The organism is Alcaligenes sp. SJTW-7, from assembly GCF_047716895.1.
Classification (GTDB): Bacteria; Pseudomonadota; Gammaproteobacteria; order Burkholderiales; family Burkholderiaceae_B; genus Alcaligenes; species Alcaligenes ammonioxydans.
On the sequence record NZ_CP136682.1, the window covers coordinates 3,177,652 to 3,201,764 of the forward strand.

Annotated in this window: 17 protein-coding genes; 8 read left to right on the forward strand and 9 right to left on the reverse strand. The window is 56.9% G+C overall.

Annotated features, from left to right (window positions below):
- Positions 1-221: 221 nt before the first annotated feature.
- The gene (gene pmbA, locus RSQ48_RS14375) at positions 222-1,589 is read right to left on the reverse strand and encodes a metalloprotease PmbA (protein WP_415301924.1); all 1,368 of its coding nucleotides are present in this window, start codon (positions 1,587-1,589) and stop codon (positions 222-224) included.
- Positions 1,590-1,656: 67 nt separating this feature from the next.
- Between pmbA and yjgA the strand changes: the two genes are divergently transcribed.
- Both yjgA and RSQ48_RS14385 read left to right on the forward strand, forming a co-directional pair.
- Complete coding sequence (gene yjgA, locus RSQ48_RS14380) at positions 1,657-2,211, forward strand: ribosome biogenesis factor YjgA (protein WP_415301925.1); 555 nt, start codon at positions 1,657-1,659, stop codon at positions 2,209-2,211.
- The gene (locus RSQ48_RS14385) at positions 2,208-2,876 is read left to right on the forward strand and encodes an alpha/beta hydrolase (RefSeq protein ID WP_415301926.1); all 669 of its coding nucleotides are present in this window, start codon (positions 2,208-2,210) and stop codon (positions 2,874-2,876) included. Before yjgA ends, RSQ48_RS14385 begins: the two co-directional genes overlap by 4 nt.
- A 61-nt stretch (positions 2,877-2,937) precedes the next feature.
- On the opposite strand, the gene RSQ48_RS14390 is transcribed toward RSQ48_RS14385, so the two are convergent.
- Positions 2,938-5,016, reverse strand: coding sequence for a CocE/NonD family hydrolase (locus RSQ48_RS14390; protein WP_235587676.1), 2,079 nt, complete (start codon positions 5,014-5,016; stop codon positions 2,938-2,940).
- 184 nt (positions 5,017-5,200) lie between these two features.
- Entirely contained in the window at positions 5,201-7,672 is a 2,472-nt protein-coding gene (locus RSQ48_RS14395) for a GNAT family N-acetyltransferase (protein ID WP_003801847.1), read from the reverse strand.
- Between the two features lie 745 nt (positions 7,673-8,417).
- Between RSQ48_RS14395 and mgtA the strand changes: the two genes are divergently transcribed.
- The 4 genes from mgtA (at position 8,418) to gltX (ending at position 14,481) form a co-directional block, all read left to right on the forward strand.
- The gene (mgtA, locus tag RSQ48_RS14400; RefSeq protein ID WP_415301927.1) at positions 8,418-11,120 is read left to right on the forward strand and encodes a magnesium-translocating P-type ATPase; all 2,703 of its coding nucleotides are present in this window, start codon (positions 8,418-8,420) and stop codon (positions 11,118-11,120) included.
- Positions 11,121-11,250: 130 nt separating this feature from the next.
- Positions 11,251-12,330, forward strand: a complete 1,080-nt coding sequence (locus tag RSQ48_RS14405; protein ID WP_415301928.1) for a sensor histidine kinase — start codon at positions 11,251-11,253, stop codon at positions 12,328-12,330.
- Positions 12,327-12,968: a response regulator transcription factor gene (locus RSQ48_RS14410; protein ID WP_003801854.1), complete on the forward strand. Its 642-nt coding sequence runs from the start codon at positions 12,327-12,329 to the stop codon at positions 12,966-12,968. Before RSQ48_RS14405 ends, RSQ48_RS14410 begins: the two co-directional genes overlap by 4 nt.
- 103 nt (positions 12,969-13,071) lie before the next feature.
- Entirely contained in the window at positions 13,072-14,481 is a 1,410-nt protein-coding gene (gene gltX / locus RSQ48_RS14415) for a glutamate--tRNA ligase (protein ID WP_415301929.1), read from the forward strand.
- Positions 14,482-14,602: 121 nt separating this feature from the next.
- On the opposite strand, the gene RSQ48_RS14420 is transcribed toward gltX, so the two are convergent.
- The 3 genes from RSQ48_RS14420 to RSQ48_RS14430 all read right to left on the reverse strand — a co-directional run bounded on the left by RSQ48_RS14420 (position 14,603) and on the right by RSQ48_RS14430 (position 16,298).
- A complete protein-coding gene (locus RSQ48_RS14420) occupies positions 14,603-15,151 on the reverse strand; it encodes a YaeQ family protein (RefSeq protein ID WP_003801858.1) in 549 nt (182 codons plus the stop codon).
- Positions 15,152-15,227: 76 nt separating this feature from the next.
- Positions 15,228-15,740 (reverse strand): hypothetical protein, encoded by a 513-nt coding sequence (locus RSQ48_RS14425; protein ID WP_003801860.1) that lies wholly within the window; start codon positions 15,738-15,740, stop codon positions 15,228-15,230.
- A gap of 99 nt (positions 15,741-15,839) precedes the next feature.
- Positions 15,840-16,298: an Lrp/AsnC family transcriptional regulator gene (locus RSQ48_RS14430; RefSeq protein WP_003801862.1), complete on the reverse strand. Its 459-nt coding sequence runs from the start codon at positions 16,296-16,298 to the stop codon at positions 15,840-15,842.
- A 112-nt stretch (positions 16,299-16,410) separates the two neighbouring features.
- Between RSQ48_RS14430 and RSQ48_RS14435 the strand changes: the two genes are divergently transcribed.
- Positions 16,411-19,878: an indolepyruvate ferredoxin oxidoreductase family protein gene (locus RSQ48_RS14435; RefSeq protein ID WP_415301930.1), complete on the forward strand. Its 3,468-nt coding sequence runs from the start codon at positions 16,411-16,413 to the stop codon at positions 19,876-19,878.
- 147 nt (positions 19,879-20,025) lie between these two features.
- On the opposite strand, the gene RSQ48_RS14440 is transcribed toward RSQ48_RS14435, so the two are convergent.
- From RSQ48_RS14440 to RSQ48_RS14450, 3 genes are all read right to left on the reverse strand, one after another.
- Entirely contained in the window at positions 20,026-21,288 is a 1,263-nt protein-coding gene (locus RSQ48_RS14440; protein ID WP_415301931.1) for a hypothetical protein, read from the reverse strand.
- 21 nt (positions 21,289-21,309) lie between these two features.
- The gene (locus RSQ48_RS14445) at positions 21,310-21,708 is read right to left on the reverse strand and encodes a hypothetical protein (RefSeq protein WP_003801867.1); all 399 of its coding nucleotides are present in this window, start codon (positions 21,706-21,708) and stop codon (positions 21,310-21,312) included.
- 645 nt (positions 21,709-22,353) lie between these two features.
- The gene (locus RSQ48_RS14450) at positions 22,354-23,190 is read right to left on the reverse strand and encodes a hypothetical protein (protein ID WP_415301932.1); all 837 of its coding nucleotides are present in this window, start codon (positions 23,188-23,190) and stop codon (positions 22,354-22,356) included.
- Between the two features lie 197 nt (positions 23,191-23,387).
- Between RSQ48_RS14450 and RSQ48_RS14455 the strand changes: the two genes are divergently transcribed.
- Positions 23,388-23,951 (forward strand): YggT family protein, encoded by a 564-nt coding sequence (locus RSQ48_RS14455; RefSeq protein WP_059318260.1) that lies wholly within the window; start codon positions 23,388-23,390, stop codon positions 23,949-23,951.
- Positions 23,952-24,113 lie beyond the last annotated feature (162 nt).

Genomic DNA, 24,113 nt, shown 5'->3' on the forward strand with positions numbered 1-24,113 from the left:
ATGCTAGGGATAGTACACTGGCGCGACCCGAATGGGGGGCTGCGAAAGCCCGGATTATCCCGCAAATCGGGGCTTTGATCGTCGGCTCCTTGATCTGGCACATTGGGCAGGCACTTTCATCAAAAACGCCCCCCCAACCCTCATAGGGAAACCGCGTCCTCGCCGGTCTGGCGGCTTGCGGCACCGTTAAGGACAGACCAGGCACTGGCACGGCAAACAGATCAGGCGCCGGCTACCGACATCTGTTCGATCAAAATCGAGCCCGTGCGCTTGGAGCCGGCGGCAAAGGTGTCCGCCCCCACAGCCACGATCTGGGCAAACATCTCAGCCAGATTACCGGCAATGGTCACTTCCTCCACCGCATGCTGAATACGGCCATTTTCCACCCAGTAACCAAATGCGCCCCGCGAATAATCACCTGTCAGGTAATTGACTCCCTGACCGATCAGCTCGGTCACCAGCAGGCCGCGGTCCATCTTCTTGAGCATGGCATCCAGATCATCCTCAGGGCGGGTGAGCCGCGAGCTAAGCAGCAGGTTGTGTGAACCACCGGCATTACCCGTGGACGGCATACCCAGCTTGCGACCCGCGTACGACGACAAAAAGTAGCCTTTCAGCTCGCCAGCACGCACCACGTCGCGGTCCGCCGTGAGCACGCCTTCCGAATCAAACGGCGCACTACCCATGGCAGCTGCCAGATGCGGGCGCTCCAGCACATCAATGTGCTTGGCCATGACGGTCTTGCCCAGCGAATCGAGCAGAAAACTGGTTTTGCGATACAGGGCCGACCCGCTGGTGGCCTGCACCAGAGAGCCGATCAGGCCCACAGCCAGCGGAGCCTCGAACAGGACTGGGTAGCGACCCGTAGGAATACGGCGCGCCGACAGGCGCGACAAGGTACGCTCGGCCGCGTAACGCCCGACCGATTCGGGACTGGCCAGACGGGATGGATCGCGCGAGCTGCTGTACCAGTAATCGCGGTGCATATTGTCACCCTTGCCAGCAATAGGGCTGACACTGAGCGAATGACGGCTGTAGGGGTAGCCGCCCAGAAAGCCGCGGCTGTTGCCCATCACAAAATGTCCTTCCAGCGTATCGACCGAGGCGCCTTCCGAATTGCTGATCAGAGGGCTCAGTTCCAGCGCGGCCTGCTCGGCGCAGATAGCCAGTCGGGCAGCCTGATCAGCATCCAGCAGCCAGGGATGGTGCAAATGCAGGTCGGGATACTGCTGCGCCAGCATGTCTGCTTCAGGTAAACCGGCAAAGGGATCTTCAGCGGTATAGCGGGCAATATGCCAGGCCGCCTCCACCGTCTCACGCAGCGCCTTGACGGAAAAATCGGAGGTGGAGGCCGAGCCGCTGCGCTGGCCCGCAAACACGGTCACACCCAAGGAGCGGTCTTGCGTCTGCTCTACCGTCTCCAGTTCCAGCTGACGCACGGAGACCGCCAGGCCCTTGTTTTCGGAGATATCGACGGCAGCATCACTGGCGCCCAGTTTTTTGGCATGCCGCAGCGCCTCGTCCACCAATTCACAAAACTGGAACTGATTGGCACTGATCGACAATTGAGAAATAGTTGGATGACTCATTGCTACTCTTTGAGGGTTAGGCGGTTATCATAGCCAATTGGCGACAATCTTTGCTATTTCACTTCTTATGGCCCGTCCACGCACTGAAATCGATGAAAACGGTTACGACCGTCCCAGCAAATCGCAGGTAAAACGCGAGATGCACGCTCTGCTCGATCTGGGCAAACGCCTGATTGAGCTCTCGGACGACAGACTCAAACAGTTAGATCTGGGCGAGCCCTTACTGGCCGCCATCAAGGATGCCAAACGCATCAGCCCAACGGCGCGGGAAGGACGGCGCCGCCAGATCCACTATGTGGGCAAGCTCATGCGCAATGTGGACCCTGAGCCAATCCTGAAACAACTGGATGTCTGGGAAAATGGCTCCAAAGAAGAAACCCGTGCCATGCACAGGCTGGAGGCTTTGCGCGACCTGTTGTTGCGTGATGACGACGCTTTGACCGAATTCATGAATGAGTTTTCCAGGGCCGACATCCAGCAATTGCGCACCCTGATTCGTGCCGCACGCAAAGAAGCGGAGAAAAATTCCACACTGGCACAAGGCCAGGACCCGCAGCGCAAACACTACCGTGCCCTGTACCAGTACATCAAGACCTTGGTAGATCTTTCGGAGTCCGCATGAACCCTCTGCTTGAGTCGATTGAGATTGAAACCGGTGCCACCCCCCAGCATGCCATTATCTGGCTGCACGGTTTAGGCGCCGACGGCCATGATTTTGCCCCTATCGTGCCCGAGCTGGGCCTGCAAGACGCTCCGGCCATTCGTTTCATTTTCCCGCATGCCCCCATCCAGCCTGTCACCATCAACGGTGGCATGGCCATGCGTTCCTGGTACGACATTTATGTGGCGGATCTGGTGCGCCGCGAGGACGAAAGTGGTCTGCGTCAGTCACAGATCGAAGTGCAGAACCTGATCGCCCGTGAAAACGCCCGTGGTATCCCCACCGAAAATATTGTGCTGGCCGGCTTTTCCCAAGGCTGCGCCATGACCTTGCAAACAGGCCTGCGCTTGCCCGAGCGTCTGGCGGGCATGCTCTGTCTGTCGGGCTACCTGCCTTTGGCCCATGCCGTCGAAGCCGAGCGTCATCCCGCCAACCAGAATACCCCCATTTTCATGGCGCACGGCAGCATGGACCCGGTCGTCCCCCTCAGCCGTGCTGAAGCCAGCCGCCAGCAGCTCGAGGCAATGGGCTATCAGGTGCAATGGAATGTCTACCCCATGCCCCACGCAGTCTGTCCGGAAGAAATCAGCGCCATCGGCGGATTCCTCAGACAAGTCCTGCGCTAACAGGACCATGGAACAAAAACACCGCTGCAATTGCAGCGGTGTTTTTTTCAGCCTTTGCTGATTACTGATACATCCGGGCGATTCGCTCCTGCCAGGTTTTCTCACGAACCAACATGCCGTCCTCTTTCAGTTCCCGCGTGAAAGTGAGATAAAAATAAGACTCATCGGACTCGATCCTGGCACGCGCCAACAAATCAATCTCCCGTCCCTTGATGGTAAAGAGGTTGCGCCGCTCGCCCTGATAACGCGCCTGGGCAGGGCGGGCGTCATTGACCTCCCAGCGGTAGCGCTCCTGGGAACGGTACAGATTGTCATGCAGGACCCAACTGAGTTCATTGCTGGCGGTAAAACTCGAATCCCCCGTCTCCTCATCACGGGTACTGCTAAAGACAGGGCCATCCGAATCAATCACACGTCCGAACGGAGCCGCTTCGCTGGCCTGGGGCGGTGACATCCGGCAGGCCTGGGACCCTTGGTCACGCAGGGGCACAACCGGCAAATCCACCCAGGTATCCACACCCGTAAACAGACTGGTCGCCCCCGGCGTCGGACTAGGCCAGATCATGGGGAACTGTGCATTACTCACTGCAAGGCGGATACGGTGACCAGGTTTGAAGCGCCACGTTGTAAAGTGAATGGCGGTATTCAAGATAGTGGGTTCTCCCGGCACCAGGGCTTGAGGCTCCAAGCGCGAAAACCGCTGCGAAGGATTAATGACCGCTCCGCTGACCAGTGAAACGCGCCCGTCCGGGGCCACATCCTCCAGGCGCACGCTCCATTGGTAGAAGGGTGCATCGGCTGCCACTTTCAGGCGCACCTGGGGCATGCCCATAATTTCCATAGCCTCTGTCAAAGGCGCGGAATCATAGACCAGACTGTGCATATCATCGGCCGCCATATCCCCGGTCTGCTCACCCCACCAGCCGCCGCCAGCCAGCCCTGCCCCCGCCTTGTAACGCAAGGTCTGGGCCAGGCCGGATGCGGCGGGCGCAGGCGACAGCCCTTGCCCTGCTTGAGGATACCGACGTTCAGTAATGGCCCCTTGCACCGGCCACTGTGCATCGCAACGCCAATAACCAGGTACGGTTTTCAGATCGGTAGCGGGCGCATGACCGGTACGCATGAAAGCCATGCGAGCGGGTTCCTGCAAGATCCCGGTGTCAATGCCCTTGAGCCAGTAATCCCACCAGCGCAATGCCTTCTGGCGCCATTCATAGTTGGGGCCCGGTACGCCGTATTCCGGCCAGGCATGGTTCCAGGGCCCCATTTCCACAATGACGGGCGCCGTGGAGGTACGGCTGACATCCAGTGCAAAATCGCGATAGCCATCGAGCAACCCCCCAATCAAATAGGCCGGGACCTCCAAAGGTTGTTGCTTGAAGGCCAGAGACTGCGCGCGCCAGAACTCGCCATCCTGTTGTTGACGTAACCAGGTAAAAATCCAGGGTTCACGATCAAAGCGGTTCTTGAAGTAGGCCTCGTCAATCCGGTAATCCGGACTTTGCGGCATGGCATTATCGGTATCGATCTGGTGCGCATACGAGTCGATATGCAAGGCGCCGTCAATATAGTGGACATCGTTGTAGAACAGATCGGTCGAACCATGGGCCGCAATAATCGCCTTGAGCGCCGGCGGTTTTCTGTGGGCCGTCATTAAAGAGTTGAATGCGCTCCAGGACAGGCCGTACATGCCCACCTTGCCATTGGACCAGGGCTTGCGGGAGAGCTGATCAATCAGCTCCTGGGCATCGGCAATCTCGGCGGCGGAATATTCGCTGACAGGAACCGGCCCGGTGCTGCCTCCCGTGCCACGCACATCGACCCGGGCCAGCACATAACCGCGTTTCGCAAAGTAGGAGCCGTAATCGTAGTCGCCCAAGGCGAAGAAATCGTCCTTGCGATACGGCAGCATCTCCAGGATGACCGGAAAGCTCTCATCCGGAGAGCGGGCCAGTGGCCGGTAATAAGTCACTGCCAAACGTACGCCATCTCGCATTTCCAGGAAGTCGTTCTCCATGGAAAACTCGTAATGGTTGTTCTCTGGTGTCATCCCTGTTTGCCCCGAGCAGCCCAGCAGGCCAAGCACCAAGAGCAAACCAAGCATCCATCGCTGCCAGGCAGCCAGCATCAATCGCATCATTATGTCCCCGGTATGGGATGCCATCGTTGGCGGGCATCCTCCATGCAGATGACAGCAGCCCGCACCATGCGTACTGGCTGCCAGCACCAGCGCATCATAGACCCGTCACCGTTGAGTGAATCGGGACATCAAGGGGACAATTAAACGGGTATTTCCCGTTAAACGAGGAGCGGCATGCCTGTGCCTAGTCCGAACGACGCGTCTCACCCAGATCCAGCCAGACCCGACGCATGCTGGGATCTTCCGGGTCTGCGTCGTTCTGGAAGCCCAACCGCTTCATCAGGGCCTGCATGGGCGTATTGGAGGCCAGCACATAACCATCAATGTACGTCAGGCCCTGTTCGGCGGCGGCCTGAATCAACGCCTCCATCAGGGTCACACCCAGGCCGCGACGCTGCCAGGCGTCCCCAATGACCAGCGCATACTCCGCCCCCCGTCCATCACCGTTACGCAAATAGTGGGCAAAGCCAATGATTTCGTCACGGGGATGGTTACGATTGTCCGGATTGGGGGAACGCACGGTTGCAATCAGCGCCAGCTCCCGGTCGTAGTCGATACGGGTGTAGCGCGACAGCATCCGTGGGGTCAGCTCACGCAGCATGGACACGAAACGCATGTAGCGGCTTTCATCCGACAAGCCCCGCATGAACGTCTGCAGGGCCTCGGCATCTTCCGGACGGATAGGCCGCAAGGTCCAGCGCTGTCCATCCTTGAACTGGCGCCGCTCGATCATGTGACGCGGATAAGGATGAATCGCCATGTGGCGGTAGCCCGCCGTCTCGGGCAGCACCAGCATGGACTGCCTGCTCAGCGAGATTGAGATGCTCTTGATATACAGGCTGTTCTCGCCCGCCATGATGGGATCGAGCACAACCCGGCGCACGCCGGGCAGCTCGCTCATCAAGTCCGACAAGCGTTCCAGGACCTGCAAAAGCTGCGTCAGGACCAAAGGCGTCAGTTGCGAGGACAGGCTCTTGCGCCAAAGGGGGCTACGTTCGACCAGCTGGCGCGCCAGATACCGGTTCAGCGGAGGCAATTCGACCGCGGGATAAGACGATGAAAGCCAATCGGCATGATCGGCTGCGCCAAAAACGGCATAAGGGCCGAGCTTGTCATCGGTCTCAAAGCGAATCCCCATCAACGGCACATCCGGGTCGGGCTCGCCTTGATCGTGGGTCACCCGCAGATCAATCACGGGAACATGGAAATAACGCAGCAGATCACGGCACTCCTGCTCGCTGGCTTCACGGCGCTCACTTTGAATCTGCCGTACCAGCTCACGGGCAGGCTCCACCTCTGGCAAAGTGCCCAGCGGCAAAGGCGGCAGGGTTTGCTGTGACAAATGCTGGTTGTAGTGATAACGAGCCAGCAGGTCAAAGGCGTTGGCAGCCGTATCCGGGGTACGGAAAGCAGGCGTGCCCACGCCATCGAGCAAATGACGCAAGGGGCGCATATCCGCGTCCCCAATCAGGCAAGTGATGATGGGTTTGCGCGCACTGGCCGACAACATGGCCAGCTCGCGGGATACGGCCGGCATGTCGGCCAGCGGATCGGGCGTGAGCAAGACCAGGACGCCGTCGATATCCTTGTCATCGAGCAAGGTGGAAATAACCGAATCGATGCGCATGGGCGTCAATGGCACATAGGTCACCACCGGGTTCTGAACCTGATCTCCAGGAGCCAGGAGGTTATCCAGGGCTCGCTGGGTCGAGGGTGCCAGTTCCGGGCACGTCACTGCAGCATCCGCCCCTAACACATCCAGGGCCATCTGCGCAGCCCCATTGCCGTTAGAGAACAGGGCAATGCGCCGCCCTTTGGGGCGACGGGTGTAAACCAGCACTTTCAGGGCCGAGAACAGCTGCACAAAATAACGTATGCGTACCGCCCCCACACGCCGCATCAAGGCATTGAACACGGCCTCGTGCGCCTCACCCTGCTGACGCTGGGCGCCAACTTTCAAGACCACCACTGGCTTGACCGCCGCCACCGCATGTAAAGCGCTGGTAAAACGACGCGAGGCCGGTGTGTGCTCCAGATACAAGGCGATGCTGTCCGTGCGTGGGTCCATGGCCAGATACTCCAGCACTTCAGGCACGTCGATCACGGCCTCGTCCCCGACGGACACAATGGCAGAAAAGCCCAGGCTGACATCTTCAGCCCAGTCCATCAAGGCCGAGGTAATCGAGCGTGACTGGGACACCAGAGCCACCCGGCCCGCCAGCGCCATTTGTGGCTCATGACTCAAATTGATGCCTAGATGCGGCCGCTGTATTCCAAACGCGCGCGGCCCCAGCACCAGGCAATTATTGATGCGCGCCCAGGATCGGGCATACACCATGTCTTCCATGGGATCGCGGGAGGCCAGATTCGAGGGCAAGAGCAGCACCACTCGGGGCTTGTGGACGCGAATCGCATCCAGCGCCTGCGGCAAGCGCACCGGCTCGATACAGACCAGCGCCAGATCCAGGCGCTGTGTACCTGTCAGCCCTTCAAGCCGGTCGGGCACGATAACCTGGGTCGCCGTAATACGGGCCTGGGTAATGCGGCCCGCCAGCCGCCCCGGCACATCCTTGATAAGCGGCAAGGGTAATGTGGATACGACCAATACCGAACGGGGCTCAAACAATGCTGTCAGACGATGCCTTAAGGCTGCCATGATTGTTCCGCCATAAGAAGACCACACACCAAAATAAACAATTCCCTCATCTTAAGCACAGCTGTCTACAAATAAAAGAGACCGGACTGGCGATATCTGTTTTGTGTCATACATCCGTTTTTTTTCCTCTACGAGCTATTTATATACTTTCGTATAGGATTCATACGCCAATGCCTGGGCAAAAACCTCGCAAAGCCAGTCGCAAAGCGGCTTGCAGCACGTAAAATAACAGTCGTTCGGAAAGCGGGACCTTTCGTTCTCTCTGACAGGAAAAAACACATTATGTCCAACGACGGCAGTCGAAGAACGATGCTGCCCAAGCCCACCAGACAGACATAACCCGCGGGTTTGACTGCTGAAGCGGCTTGCGCAGCACGATCAGGAGTCAACCATGCATCGCCTTACTCATACTGGACCGATCCGGGCCCTAACCCCGTCGGGCTCGCATCTTGCCACACCTTGCCCTCGCGAGCGCGCGGTTCCCAACCGCCGCCCCGCTCTTGCCTGGCGCATCAACACGGCTAGCCGCAAACCAGAAATCCACTGGCTTGCAAACAGTGACAAACCCCCATCAGCGCAAATAAGGCGCTGCATCTTGCGCCGCCACTAAACGTTGGCCTGACGCCGACTTAATTCGCCAGTTCTTACCTGTAGTCTGCCGACCCTCAAACCGGTCGGCAGGATCTGCTGCGTCCATCCCCCGGAATGGACGGCACAGTCACGCCTGTACCCCAGGAGCATTACCATGAGCATTCAACAACACCGTTCGCCACTGCGCTCAGTGGACCACGACGCCAAACTGCGCACGGCTACCGAAACCGGGCTGAGCCTGGAGACGACTCTGGCCGCTGTACAGGCCAACCTGAACGGCCTGACCGATGCCGAGGCCTTGAGCCGCCTGACCGAATATGGCCCTAACGAGGTCGCACGGGACAAACCCGCCCACGCCCTGATTCAGCTGGCCCTGGCCTTCAAGAACCCCTTTATCGCGGTGCTGATGGTGCTGGCTGCGGTCAGCGCCGTCACTGACATCATCCTGCCCATGCGTTCGGGCGAAGCAGCGGACTACACCGGCGTGCTGATTATTGTGGTCATGGTCACCTTGAGCGGCCTGCTGCGTTTCTGGCAGGAATATCGTTCCGGCAAAGCCGCCCAGGCCCTGAAAGCCATGGTGCGTACCACCGCCAGCGTGCAGCGACGCTCCACCGTCTCCAGCGCGACCGTATTGCGCGAAATCCCCATGAGTCAGATCGTGCCCGGCGATATCGTCCGCCTGTCGGCGGGCGACATGGTCCCGGCCGATCTTCGACTGATCGAGTCTCGCGATCTGTTCGTCAGTCAGGCCGCGCTGACCGGTGAAGCCCTGCCGGTCGAAAAGTACGATGTCTTTAGCGCCGTCAGCAGCAAAAGCGCCACGGCACCCCGTGCCCAGACCGGCGTGCTGGAACAGAACAACCTGTGCTTTATGGGCACCAACGTGGTCAGCGGTACGGCCACGGCAGTCGTGGTGGCCACCGGCGCGAAAACCTACTTTGGCTCGCTGGCCAAAGCTATTGTCGGTTCGCGCGCCGAGACTGCTTTTGACCGGGGCGTGAACAGCGTTAGCTGGCTGCTGATTCGCTTCATGCTGGTCATGGTGCCTGTCGTGCTGCTGATCAACGGTTTTTCCAAAGGCGACTGGACTGAAGCCTTCCTGTTCGCACTGGCCGTTGCCGTCGGCCTGACCCCTGAAATGCTGCCCATGATTGTGTCCTCCAACCTGGCTAAAGGCGCGGTTGCCATGGCCAAGAACAAGGTGGTGGTCAAACGCCTGAACGCGATCCAGAACTTTGGCGCCATGGACGTACTATGCACCGACAAGACCGGCACCCTGACGCAAGATCGGATTATTCTGGAGCACCATCTGGGTCTGGATGATCGTAACTGCCCACGCATTCTGGAATTGGCCTTGCTCAATAGCCTGCACCAAAGTGGCGTCAAGAACCTGATGGACCAGGCCGTGCTGCGTTTTGCACAAAAGACCCCATCTGCCCTGCAAGCAATCGGTTCCTATCGCAAGATCGATGAACTGCCTTTCGATTTTGTGCGACGCCGCCTGTCGGTCGTGGTGCAAAACCCGCAAGGCGAACAGCTCATGGTTTGCAAAGGCGCCGTGGAGGAAATGCTCAGCGTCGCCACCCATCTGCAAGACGGCGACCAGCGCCGCCTACTGGACACCGAGCAGCGGGCCCGTCTGCTGAAAATGGCTTACCGCTACAACTCGGACGGCTTTCGTGTCTTGCTGATTGCCACTCGCCGCATTCCTGTCGAACAGGCCAAGAGCCGTTACGAAGCCCAGGACGAGTGCCAGATGACGGTGCAAGGCTTGCTGACCTTTCTGGACCCACCAAAGGAAAGTGCTGCCCAGGCGATTGCCGCCCTGACCGAGCACGGTGTGGCCGTGAAAGTCCTGACCGGCGACAACGAAATCATTACCGCGAAAATCTGCCGTGAAGTGGGCCTGGAGCCCGGCCAGCCTTTGCTTGGACCTGATATCGAACGCATGCAAGAGCCCGATCTGCGTTGCGCTGTCGAGCGCCACTCGGTATTTGCAAAACTGACGCCGCTGCAAAAGTCGCGTGTTCTCAAAGCGCTGCAGGCCAATGGTCATACCGTCGGTTTTCTGGGCGATGGCATCAACGACGCCCCCGCCCTGCGTGATGCCGACGTGGGCATTTCGGTAGATAGCGGCACGGATATTGCCAAAGAGTCGGCGGACATCATCTTGCTGGAAAAGAGCCTGCTGGTTCTGGAAGAAGGCGTAATCAAAGGCCGCGAGACTTTTGGCAACATCATCAAGTACCTGAACATGACGGCCAGCTCCAACTTTGGCAATGTGTTCTCCGTGTTGGTGGCCAGCGCCTTCATCCCTTTCCTGCCCATGCTGGCCATCCACTTGCTGATTCAGAATCTGCTCTACGATATCTCCCAACTGGCTTTGCCCTGGGACCGCATGGACAAGGATTTTCTGCGCAAGCCCCGCAAATGGGATGCCAAAAACATTGGCCGCTTCATGATCTGGATCGGGCCGACCTCGTCCATCTTCGACATCACCACCTTTGTCTTGATGTGGTACGTATTTGGGGCAAATACGCCCGCAGTGCAATCGCTGTTTCAGTCCGGCTGGTTTATTGAAGGCTTGCTCTCGCAGACACTGGTTGTTCACATGCTACGTACGCAAAAAATCCCCTTCATCCAAAGCACAGCGGCCCTGCCTGTGATGCTGATGACCTTCCTGATCGCCGCTGTTGGCATCTACCTGCCCTTCTCCGGCGTGGGTGCCATGGTGGGCCTGCAGCCTTTGCCTTGGGAGTATTTCCCATGGCTGGTCGGCACCTTGCTGGCTTACTGCCTGGTCGCACAAGGTATGAAAATACTGTACATCCGCCGCTTTGGTCAGTGGTTCTAAGACTGACAGGCCGGGGCTCCTCGCCATCCTGGCGGGAGCCCGGGCCCTGACCTGTAATCAGACACAAGCCCGGGTATATGATGGCGGCACGACGGACACGATCCTGCTGCCTGACCTGGACACGAACGATATGAAACCACCCTTTAGCGCCTTGTCGAGCAACACCTACCGCGCCTTGGCCCTGGTGGGCCTGTGTATTTTAATGGTGCTGGTCTTTATCGCCGACACCGTGACCAACTATGCAATTGCTGCCGCTGTCTTTCATACGCCGCTGCTGCTGATTGCGATTCGTTTTCTGTCTGCGCGGCTGGTCATTGCGCTGACCGGCATCAGCATGGCGCTGACCGTAGTCAGTGTCCTGCTGACTCGTTCGGGCGATTACGAAGTGGGCCTGATCAATACCGGAATCAGCCTTGTTGCGATTGCGGTCACTGCGTACCTGGGCCTCAAGCTCAAATCCGTGCAGGCAGCCGCCCATGAAACGCGTGAACATTTGCTGCGCCTGTCTCGCTTGACCACCCTGGGGCAACTGAGCACCTCGATTGCCCATGAGGTCAGCCAGCCCCTGGCCGCCATCAACAGCAGCGCCGGTGCCTGCCAACGCTGGCTGGAGGCCTCGCCACCCAATATAGAGAAAGCCCAAGCTGCCGCACAGCGAATCGTCTACGACGCACAGCGCGCCAAAGATGTGCTGGATCGGGTGCGCAGCATTACCCGCAACGAGGCGCCCGCCAGCAGTGCTTTTGATTTGAACCTGGCCTTGACCGAACTGCTCAGCCTGTCGAGTGGCGAGATGCAACGCCATCATATTGACCTGCGTCTGGCCTTGCAGACTGACTTGCCCCCCGTCTATGCGGATCGCGTACAGATTCAGCAAGTAATGGCCAATCTGCTGCTCAATGCCATTGAAGCGCTCAGCCCTCCTTCGAGTTCCCACGCCGCGTGCATCAGCATAGAAACCAGCTTCCTGCCCGGTGACAAACCTCAGACTGGCAAGGTGCTCTTTTCCATTAAAGACAATGGACCGGGTTTATCCGGCACCCAGTTGTCTGAGCTGTTTAATACGTTCTGGACCACCAAACCCACTGGACTGGGGCTGGGCCTGACCATCAGCCGCACGATTATCGATGCCAATAACGGCCATATCTGGGCCACCCATCAAACCGACGGCGGCGCAGCCTTTCACTTCACCTTACCTTTGGCGCCATGACAGACAACCTGGACTCTTCTTTGACCACGCCCACGGTCTATATCATTGATGATGACCCTTCAATTCGCGCCGCTCTGGACGATCTGCTGGCCAGTGTGGGAGTAAAGGCACTGAGCTTTGCCTCTACCCGCGATTTTCTGGCTCATCCGCTGTCCGATGCGCCCGCCTGTCTGGTGCTGGATGTGCGCATGCCCGAACAAAGCGGCACGGACTTTCATGCACAGATGGCATCACGCGGTTTGCATATGCCGGTCATATTCATGACCGGTCATGGTGATATTCATATGGCGGTCAAAGCGATCAAACAGGGGGCCTGGGACTTCCTGACCAAGCCTTTTATGGATCAGGCTCTGATTGATGCCGTGCAGTCCGCCCTGGCAGCCGATGCCCAGCGCAAGGAACAAGCCAGGTCCCGGCTGACCTTGCAGCAGCGCTGGGACAGCCTGAACCCCGGCGAGCGTGATGTGTTTGTGCGTGTGGTACAGGGCTTGCTGAACAAACAAATTGCCGCCGAACTGAATGTGAAGGAAGTCACGGTCAAAGTGCGACGCGCCCGTGTCATGCAGAAAATGCAGGCTGGCTCTCTGGCAGAGCTGGTGCGGCAATTCGATCAGCTCAATGCGGAGACAGGGCCGTAAGCCCGTTCTGGCCGGCAGTTCTTTTTTAGTTCACGCACTGGGTTAAAATATTCAGATTCGGTCCCGCATGGGGGCTTTACAAGGTCAAGGCCACACACAAGTTATGAGCACGTCTACTTCCAACGTCATCCGCACCCGTTTCGCCCCCTCTCCCACCGGTTACCTGCATCTGGGCGGCGCGCGTACTGCCCTGTTTTCCTGGGCTTTTGCCCGCCATCATCAGGGCACCTTTGTGCTGCGCATTGAAGATACAGATCTGGAGCGTTCCACCCCCGAGGCGGTGCAAGGCATTCTGGATGGCATGCAGTGGCTGGGCCTGGATGCAGACGAAGGCCCTTTCTACCAGATGCAGCGCATGGACCGCTACCGCGAGGTCATCGCCCAGTTGCTGAAGGACGGCCATGCTTATTACTGCTACAGCAGCCCGGAGGAAGTGGAGGCCATGCGCGAAAAAGCGCGGGCCATGGGCCAAAAGCCACGCTACGATGGAACCTGGCGCCCTGAAGCCGGCAAGCAATTGCCGGCCATTCCTGCCGACCGCAAGCCTGTGGTGCGTTTCAAAAGCCCGCAGGCTGGCGCAACCAGCTGGGACGACATGGTCAAGGGCCGCATCAGTTTTGACAATAGCGAACTGGACGATCTAGTCATTGCCCGTCCTGACGGTACGCCAACCTATAACTTCTGCGTGGTGGTAGACGATTGGGACATGGCAATCACACATGTGATCCGCGGCGATGACCATGTCAACAACACCCCTCGTCAGATTGTGATCTTGCAGGCCCTGGGCGCAACCCTGCCCGAATACGGCCATGTGCCCATGATTCTGGGTCCCGATGGCGAAAAGCTCTCCAAGCGTCACGGTGCGGTCAGCATCATGGATTACGACAAGGACGGTTATCTGCCTGAAGCCATGATCAATTACCTGGCCCGTTTGGGCTGGAGCCATGGTGATGACGAGCTGTTCACTCGCGAGCAGTTGGTAGAGTGGTTTGATACGCGCAGTCTGAGCAAGTCGGCTTCGCAGTGGGACCCCAAGAAGTTGAACTGGGTCAATGCCCACTACATCAAGGCCAGTGACAATGCAGATCTGGCCGAACGTGTCGCGCCACGTATCGAGGCCCTGGGTGGCAAAACGGATGGCCAGGATCTGCCCGGCATCATGGGTTTGTTGAAAGACCGTGCCGAGACCTTGAATCAGCTGGCTGAGGGCGCCTTATTGTTCTGCCGTCCTTTCGAGCCTGCCAGCGATGAACTGATGGCGGAGGTCCTGACACCGGAGGCCCGTGTCCTGCTGCGCGATTTTGCCAATAAGGCGATCAGCTTGCCGCAATGGAATACAGAAAACCTGGCCGCCTTGATCAAGCAGGTCCTGGCCGAACACAACGTAAAAATGCCCAAATTGGCCATTCCTTTGCGGGTTGCCGTAACAGGCCAGAAGCAAACGCCTGCCGTGGATGCCGTGCTGGCATTGATGGGACGCGATAAAGTATTGGGACGACTGGCAGGTTTGTAAAAAACCGCGGGCACCGATGAAAAAGGGCATCTCAAGCGAGATGCCCTTTTTGTTTCAACCCGTTCTTGTCGCCTCAACCAAAGCGCTGCGCGACGCATGGCCGCTGTCTTTTAGGGCTCGTTCAAGCCGCCGCGTTAAGGAGGCTAAGCTCGATGGTAGCCTCACCTTTCTCGCTGCTGGCCCAGACAGTGCCATCCTGAACATTCAGATTGATCGTCATACCACGCTCGGCCATGGCGGCCAGCGCGTCAGTCCCCGCCACATCCAGCGCATAGACCTGCACATTGCGCGCACGACTGATCTTGTCCTTGATGCCACCCCACCAGACCGGCACATTGCGGCCATACGCAAGCACCGTGACCTTATCGGCACGTCCGCTGGCTTTGATCAGCCGTCGATCATCGGGCAGCCCCACCTCCAGCCAGTGCAGCAAATTACCGCCCAGATCATGCTCCCACAAGGCCGGCTCATCCGAGTCGCTCAGACCGCGCGAAAAACTCAAGGCTTCGTCAGACTGCACATACAAGCCGTATGCCAGCAAACGCACCATCAGACGCTCTTCGGTCTCGGAGGGATGGCGGGCCAGCGTCAAGCTATGACTGCCGTAGTAGGCCCGGTCGTTATCGGCCACATTAAGTTCAGCTTTATAAATCGTTGCGCGCAGGGCCATGAAGCGTCCAGCAAAAGAAACAGACAAAAAACGGGCCGCCCCCAGGACGGCCAGGAATTACTCAAGCCGATAAGGCTCAAAACGGTAGACGATAGCCTGGCGACATTCGGGTCAGGCGGTACACCTTGCCACCTTGATCGCGCAGCACCAGATTACGGGCGGTGAGACTGACAATGTTGTAGTGGTTTTCGTAAATCGGGTCGCCCGGTTCGGTCACGACACCATTGGATTCCTGCGTATTGATCTGCAGGTTATTGCCTTTGCGTACCCAGCAACCGCTTTCATTCAAACCTTGCGAGGGCTTGTTGGGACGCTTGACCTGTTCGGTGTAGGCCATTGACCCATCTGCCTGCAAGGTAAACAAGGTGCGCAACTCGCCAACCACGCCTTTTTGACGGTGCTTGCTCAACCAGTTGCCCGCCAGTTGTTCCCCTTGTGCAGCCGGCTGGCAGGCAGGGTGAACCGGCTTGGCCGCAGCAGTCTGGGCAGCAGGCTCGGGTGCCGGCGCTTTGACCGCGCAGGCGCTTAGGAAAACTGTAGCCAGCACAGCGACCCAGCAAGAGCGTCGCAAGATATTCGCCTTCGTCATAAAACCCCGTCCTTCATGCTTACATACCGACCCACCACAGGCCGGCGAATCCTGATTATTCTACCCGAACGCATTGGTCTTACCCCATAACAAGTTGCTTCAAAGCGGTAAAGGCAGGCGGGTCACATTCTTGATTTCACGCATGGCCACAATGGTGCGAGTCTGGCGCACACCGGGCATATTAAACAAGAAACGATGCAGGAAATCATCGTAGGACTCGGCGCTGGGGACCATGATTTTCAACAGAAAATCCGCATCGCCGGTCACCGCATGACACTCCAGAATCTCCGGCGCATCACGTACCGCACGAATAAAGTTGTCAACAATTTCACCTGAATGCCGGTCCAGACTGATCTGCGTGAACATGCAACTTTGCAAACCGACCTGACGGCGATCGACGCGCGCATAATAGCCTTGGATGACCTTGTTTTTCTCCAGGTTTTTGATACGCCGCCAGACAGGTGCCGTAGACAGCCCCACCTGCTCGGCGACCTGTTGGGCAGAGGCGCGGCCATCGAGCTGCAAGACGTCCAGGATTTTTAAATCAGTTTTATCCATATTTGAATAATTTCGAAATAAACATTTCAAAGAATAGGGAATACACGCAACTATAACGCAAAAAAAAACGAGGGCAGACTCTCTATCATGACTCCTATCTGGAGGTTTCATCATGACGCAGTCCGTCGACACTCAATACAAGCTTAGCGACAACCTGACCGCGCAGTCAGGGCGCATCTTTTTAACTGGCACCCAGGCTTTGGTGCGCATGCTGCTGACCCAGGCTCGCCTGGATAAAGAGCGGGGTTTGAACACCGCCGGTTTTGTCTCCGGTTACCGTGGTTCGCCACTGGGCGGTGTGGACATGATCATGTGGAAAGCCCAAAAGCACCTGGATCAGGCCAAGGTCCGTTTTCAGCCTGCCATCAACGAGGACCTGGCTGCGTCCATGATTATGGGCACCCAACAGGCCGGTGAACGCGCAGACCGCACGGTCGATGGCGTATTTTCCATGTGGTATGGCAAAGGCCCGGGTGTGGACCGTGCGGGCGATGCCTTGCATCACGGCCACGCCGCCGGTGCCTCCCGGCACGGCGGTGTCTTGATGATTGTGGGCGATGACCACGTCGCCTCCTCCTCGTCCATTCCCCACGCCAGCGAACAATCCCTGATCGCCTGGGGTATTCCGGTGGTCAACCCCAGCTCCGTCGAAGAATACGAGCGCTTTGGCGTCTGGGCCTGGGCCTTGTCGCGTTACTCCGGTTCTTGGGTCGCCTTTAAAGCCATTACCGAAACCGTGGAAAGCGGACGCTCCTTTGAGATTGCTCCCTTGGACGATCTGGCTCCGGCCCTGGCTGACCAGCAAGGCGGCAAACATCCCTACGACCCCAGCAAATTCCTGACTCCGGCCATGGAGGGCACCCTGGATGCCCGCCTGGAAAGCGTGCGTGAGTTCGCTCGCAAGCACAGTCTGGACCGTATGCTGGAGGCCGCGCCACAGGCCCGCATTGGCATTGTGTCCACCGGCAAGGCCACCTTGGATACGCTCGATGCGCTGCAGCAGCTCAGCACTCTGGACAATCTACCGGCCATTCGCCATCTGAAAATTGGTCTGAGCTGGCCTGTTAACCCGCAATCGCTGGAAGACTTTATCGAAGGCCTGGACCACGTTCTGGTCATTGAAGAAAAGGGCCCAATCATTGAAGACCAGTTAAAGAATCTGCTCTTTAATCGTGCCCAGCGCCCCTCGGTGTCAGGCAAGCGCGATATTGAAAATGAGGCGCTGATTCCTGCCGATGGTCAGCTCAGCCCGGCCCGTGTGGCCGTTGGTCTGCGTCGCTGGCTGGGTCATCACGCCAATGTGCAGTTGCCTGCCTGTACAGAGCAAAATCTGGCACCCATTGATACCCATGGCCTGACCCGTCGCCCCTACTTCTGTTCGGGCTGTCCGCACAATACCTCCACCAAAGTACCCGAAGGCAGCCAGGCCATGGCCGGTGTGGGTTGTCACTACATGGCAACCTGGATGGACCGCAAAACCCGTGGTCTGACCCAAATGGGGGGCGAAGGCACGGACTGGGTAGGCCTGTCGCCCTTTATCCAGACCGGACACATGTTCCAGAACATGGGTGAAGGCACGTATTTTCATTCGGGCTACCTGGCGATTCGTCAGGCCATTGCCGCGGGTGCCAACATTACCTACAAGATTCTGTTCAACGACGCGGTTGCCATGACAGGCGGCCAGCCCGTTGACGGCCCGATCTCCGTGCCCCGTATTTGCCAGCAAACCATTGGAGAAGGAGCGCGCCGCGTGGTCATCACCACCGATGAGCCCGAGCGCTATCGGGGTGTCAGCCTGCCGGCTGGTGTGGACGTTCACCATCGTCGCGAACTGGATCGCCTGCAACGAGAACTGCGCGAGATTCCCGGCGTCACCATCTTGATTCACGACCAGACCTGTGCGGCTGAAAAGCGCCGTCGGCGTAAAAAGAACGAGTACCCCGACCCTGCGCGTCGCCTCTTTATCAACAAAGCAGTCTGCGAAGGCTGTGGGGATTGCGGGGTGCAATCGAACTGCCTGTCGCTGGTGCCGGCTGAAACCCCTGAAGGCCGTAAGCGTCAGATCGATCAGTCCAGTTGCAACAAAGACTACTCCTGTGTGGAGGGCTTTTGCCCCAGCTTCGTATCCGTGATGGGCGGGGCCTTGCGTCGAGGAGATCAAAATGGTCAGGCCGACATGAAGGCGCAACTGCTGGCCAAGCTGGACACCCTGCCCCAACCTGCCATTCAGGCACGCGATTGCAATGTCATCGTTGCAGGCGTGGGGGGAACCGGCGTCATCACCATTGGTGCCGTGTTGTCCATGGCTGCACACCTGGAGGGGCGCTCCAGCTCCGTGCTGGACATGACGGGTCTGGCACAAAAAGGCGGCACGGTCATCAGCCACATCCGCCTGTCTGCCAGCCAGAAGGCTACCGGAGCAGTACGTGTTGATCCTGGACAGGCGGATCTGGCCATCTTGTGTGATGTAGTGGCCGCCGCCCACCCTAATGCGCTGTCGTGCCTGCGCCCAGGTCATACTCACGCCATCATCAACGAGTATCTGGCACCCACGGCCGAATTCACCCGCGATCCGGATGCGCCTCTGGATGCGCTACTGCTGTTGAACCAGTTAAGGCGCGCCGCCGGCGAAACCCGGGTGCATTCCTTCAATGCGCATCAGGCCGCCACCCTGTTATTTGGCGACAGCCTGCTGTCCAACATGCTTTTGATGGGTATGGCCTGGCAACAGGGCGCCATGCCTGTGAGCAGCGCAGCGCTTGAACAAGCCATCCGTCTGAACGGTGTGGCCATCCAAGCCAACCTGGATGCTTTCCATCTGGGGCGTGTGCTGGCCCACGACGAGCAGGCCCTGGCCAAACTATTGGCCCCGGCGGCTCAAGTAGTAACTTTGCAGCGCCGCGAGACGCTGGAGCAGATCATGCAACGGTGCACTGGCAGCCTGGAGCAGTACCAGAACGCCGCCTATGCCCAACGCTTCACGCATACCATCGAGGCGCTGCATGAAGCCGAACAGAAACTGCGCCCGGGTCAGCGTCCTGTCCTGACAGAAAAAGCCGCGCGCAGCCTGTACAAGCTCATGGCCTACAAGGATGAATACGAGGTGGCCCGTCTGTTCAGCGCCCCTGCTTTCCGTCAGGATCTGGAGCAGCAATTCGAAGGAGACTTCTCCTTGCGCTTTCACTTTGCCCCCCCGCTGCTGGCACGCCGGGACCCGTCAACAGGCCGCCCTCGCAAGATCACTCTGGGGCCCCGTACCGCTACCCTTTTGCGCTGGATGGCCAAAGGAAAAGCGCTGCGCAACACCCCACTGGACCCGTTTGGCTACACCCATGAACGCCGTATGGAACGTCGTCTCTGGCGTCAATACCAGAACCTGCTCAAGCGCTTGAGCACGCATCTGAATCACTCGAACTACGCTGCCGCCTTGGAGCTGGCTGAGTTGCCCCAGCAACTGCGCGGCTTCGGTCCAGTCAAAATGGAGTCAGCCAAGAAATACGAAGCCCGTTTTGCCCAACTATCGCACCATCTGTTCAATACCGGGAATACGACGGAAGCGCTGACACAAACGCTGGCCTAAACACACCCGGGTCTTCACCCACCAAAACAGCAAGCAGGCCCTGTTACCGACAGGGCCTGCTGCTTTTCAGATAATTACGAGAGCATGGACGCAAAGTGCCAAACCCGGGTGATTGCCAAACCCATCATCCTGCAATGAAGGCAGCCCTTAGGTAATAGCGGGCACCATATTGAATGACACTGACGCCGTCGAGGTTCGGCCTGGATAGGTAGCGCGATCCCTACTTAGAAACACACCCGAAATGTAGTGTCCCTCAACTTCGTATTTCACATATCCGGAGTAGCTTTCGCCTTGACCCACCTGCATCCCCCTCCCATCAAACAAGGTGAACTTGACCTCATCCATCAGGCCCTGATATCTCATCTCAACCGTCTTAATCAGAGATCCATTCAGGTCGAAAACATCGCGATTGCCCACCCGTTCACCGAGCAGGCTGCTGTCACCATTTTCATAGATTATTTCCAAACCGCCTATCCTGAACAAGCTATTGATTCTTGGCCCGCTATAGCCAATGATCTGGACGATTCTATTGGCCTGCTGCCCAAAGACTTCTGGACATAAGGGTTGCGCCATCTCGCTGTCCGGAGTCAAGGCCTGGGCGATCATTCCCCCCGTAATCGTCCCAACCACCGTGGAATAGCTGATCACATTGATATTGAATCGCTTATCAAAATCCAGATCACGGATATTTTTTACGACCTCCACCGCCTCGACGCCATGCAGCAAACTATAGCCCCGGACGGCAAACATATTATTGGCCACTTCGTCAGGCCTGGAATTTTCGTACGTTCTATCCAGTTCCGTTTCATATATTCTATTAATATAGTTTCGGGATGAGTCTGCGAGATCATCTATGTGATTTTTCAAACTATTCAGGTCAATGCTCGACAAGCCAATTTGATCTTTTTTGTCGATGCCCATTTTCCAGTAGCTGGCTTGCAGCAAGATCATGGAGGCATACATGGGCATCAGCTTATAGTTGGTCAGTTCATCAAAAGAACGAAACTTTTCGTCTTTTCCAACCAGATAAAACTGCAGGTTCTTATACTCCGAACACGCTTCCGGTGAGCCCGGAGACTCTTCCAGCAACCTCGCCACATACTCCATCTTCTTTTGAATCTCGCGCAGCTCCCCGTTCAGAATTCCTTGTATTGTTGCCAGAATCTGATTGTCAATGTACTCCCTTAGCTCATCCAGGGACTTTTGCCACACGTCTTTTTCATTTTTTGGCCAGAACAAACCCACGATGGTCGACAAGGCTTTGCCCACAACCGGGATCTGTCCCAATCCAAACATGACCGAGCTTTTAATAATCGCGGAGTAGTCCCAATCTCCCAAAGAAATAGATCGTGTATAAAACCTTTCCTGCTCCTGCTCACTATATACGCTCTTTAACTCAAGCAATTTCATAGCATCCGCCTCAATTCAGGATTATTTAGCCACCGTGACACTGACAGTCGCATTCTGATCAGTACCGTTGAACAAAACAACTTTGCTGTAGTACAGAGAATTGGACGGAGCCTGCAGCTTCTTTTCCTCTCCTATTCCGACCTCGACAGAAGAGTATTCAAACCAGCTGGAGGTAAAAGAATGAGACCAATAAAAAACAGCTTTTATTTTATTTGCCTTTCCGGCATTGAATATCCAGTAAGACTTATGAATTTCAGGGATAACTGGTGTGCTATATTTCGCAGCCTGCACAGAACCGTGCTTGGGAACCGTAAACGTACCACCTGACAGAAGTTGTACAGACTCGTCTGCCGGACTCGTTTCCAGACCCACCCCGCGCGACAACTTTTCAATTTCGTTATTGCTGAACTGATCTTTCATTGTTTACTCCTTAAAAAACACCAGGCACAAGAAACATCGTTCAAACAATATAAATGTAAAAATCAGTCAAATTTAGAAAAGCCAATACACCGCAAGCCTTAATAATCATAACTACGAGCCACGTGTTACCATAAATGCGATTTTTAATTTATTGCCTTACGATAAATAAGCTTAAGAATAATCCGCCATTAAGTAACCAGATCATTATTCAAAATCCCCCGTATAAACATTGTTCTAAAAAACGCCCCTCGAGCCGAATCATTCAAGCCTTCCAGCGATCCAGCCCTCGACCTATCCGCCCAGATTCCGCCAGATGCTTGTAGGTCGATGCCGGAACCGGGAAAAGACAGCACCCCGTCCACAGCACGCCATCTGACCCGCAACCATCACGTCATTTCCTGCCTCCAGGTCGAACGGTCAAAACCAGCACGGAAAAAAGCAATTTTTGTTTTGTCGCCAAGGCCCCTTTGTTCAGTCTGAAAAAACACATATGCGCAAAACGGCAGTCGCACAGAACGCAACTTATTGGAGACAGCAAGCGGGGTTAACAAAGCCATATGCGTGTGCTACATGATTAATACTTGACTGTGTAGGGGCTTGCGTTAGACTTCTATGCGTATAGGGTATTGGCCCTGAACGCCTGCGTCATTTGAAAAAGGCCATTGCAGTTTTCCAGGCCAGGACAAATGGGTGTGGACAAACTAAAGACTTGTTCTCAAGGAGCATGATCATGGCAACAGCCAAGAAAGGCGCAGCAAAAGCAGCAAGCAAGAAAGCCGTCAGCCCCAAAAAAGCAACGCCAGCCAAAACAGCCGCAGCACCCGCAACCGCTACTGCTACCAAGACCAGTCCCAGCAGCAAAACCGCTGCCTCCAAGTCCCCCGCTAAAACCACGGCTTCCAAGACCGGCAAAGCTGCTGTGAAAGCGCCTGCCAAAGCGGCAAGCAGCGCCCCAGCCAAGAAAACTGCGACAAAAGCAGCGGTAAAGAAAACCACGGCAGCAAAGCCCGCGGCAAGCAAAACAGCCACAAGCAAGCCAGCCGCCGTGAAAACCGTCGCCAAAAAAGCAGCTGCTAAAAAGACCAGCGCCAGCAAAGCCGTTGCCCAAAAAACGGTAGCCAGAAAAGCGCCCGCCAAAAAAGCGGCCGCTCCCAAGACAAACACTGCTAAAACAGCAACTGCCAAACCTGCTGCCACGGCTGCCGACAAAAAGCCGGCCAGCACCAAGGCAAGCACATCCGTGGCAAAGAAAGCCACGTCCAGTAAAGCGACAGCCAAACCTGCCGCTAAAACCGGCACTAAGGCAACAGCCAAGACAGCGGCAAAAAAAGCCAGTCCCGCTGCCAGTGCAGCAAAATCCGTAGCTCCCAAGAAGAAAGAAGTTAAATCCGTGACCGCAGAAACCAAAACCCCAAAGACCAGTACAACGTCCAAAACCGCCGCTAAAGTTGGCAACAAGACCGCCGCACGAAAAGCGACCAAAACCGCTGCTGCGCCTGCTGAGCCGCGTCGTGAAGACATCAACCCTGCCGGCTCCTGGCCGTTCCCAACCGGCAAGCGTCCTTAAGCGCACCTCGTTTGCACGTTTTTCCTAAAGAGCCACCCCGATCGGGTGGCTCTTTGGTTTGACGCACTTGCATGCGACAATTCTCTCTTCTATCAATTCATACCAAGCAACTATGTTCAGTGAAGTCGCCCTCTTCCTAATCCATATTGTTCTGTCACTGCTGGGCACGATTTTGCTACTGCGTGCCTGGGTTTATGCGCTCAGAATCCACCCCTTCAATCCCTATTCACAAGCCATGTTCAAAGTCACGGACTGGCTGATCATGCCTTTGCGACGGGTGATCAAAAGTGGCAATCATTGGGACTGGACCTCCCTGTTCGCCGCCTGGCTAAGTGCCTTGGTTTACCTTGTTCTTAGCGCCATGGTGCTGACCGGTTCGGTCTCCATGCTCTCCAACTTCCCCATGTTCTTGCTGGCCGCCGTCTTTACCGTGCTGCGCTGGACTTTGAGCCTGATTTTCTGGGTGGTGCTGCTGCAGGCCTTGCTGTCATGGATTCAGCCTCAGTCTCCCAGCATGCCTTTGCTGCGTTCCATTACGGCGCCCTTGCTGGACCCGATCCGCCGCGTCTTGCCCGATCTGGGTGGCCTGGATCTGTCGCCATTAGTGTTGCTGCTGTTGACACAGGTGCTCAATATGGTCATCACACGCACAGCTTTCAGCCTCGTACCTATCTAGGCTGGCACGCCATCTTGTCTGAAGAAGCCTGAACGTATGTTCAGGCTTTTTTTTGCTCCCCTGCACCTGGACATTCAACTACAACCCCATCAACACTCCCCCTCCCGCCCCGTCAATGGAGCCCCCCGACACACAGTCCACCCAGTTTTCATGACATGAATT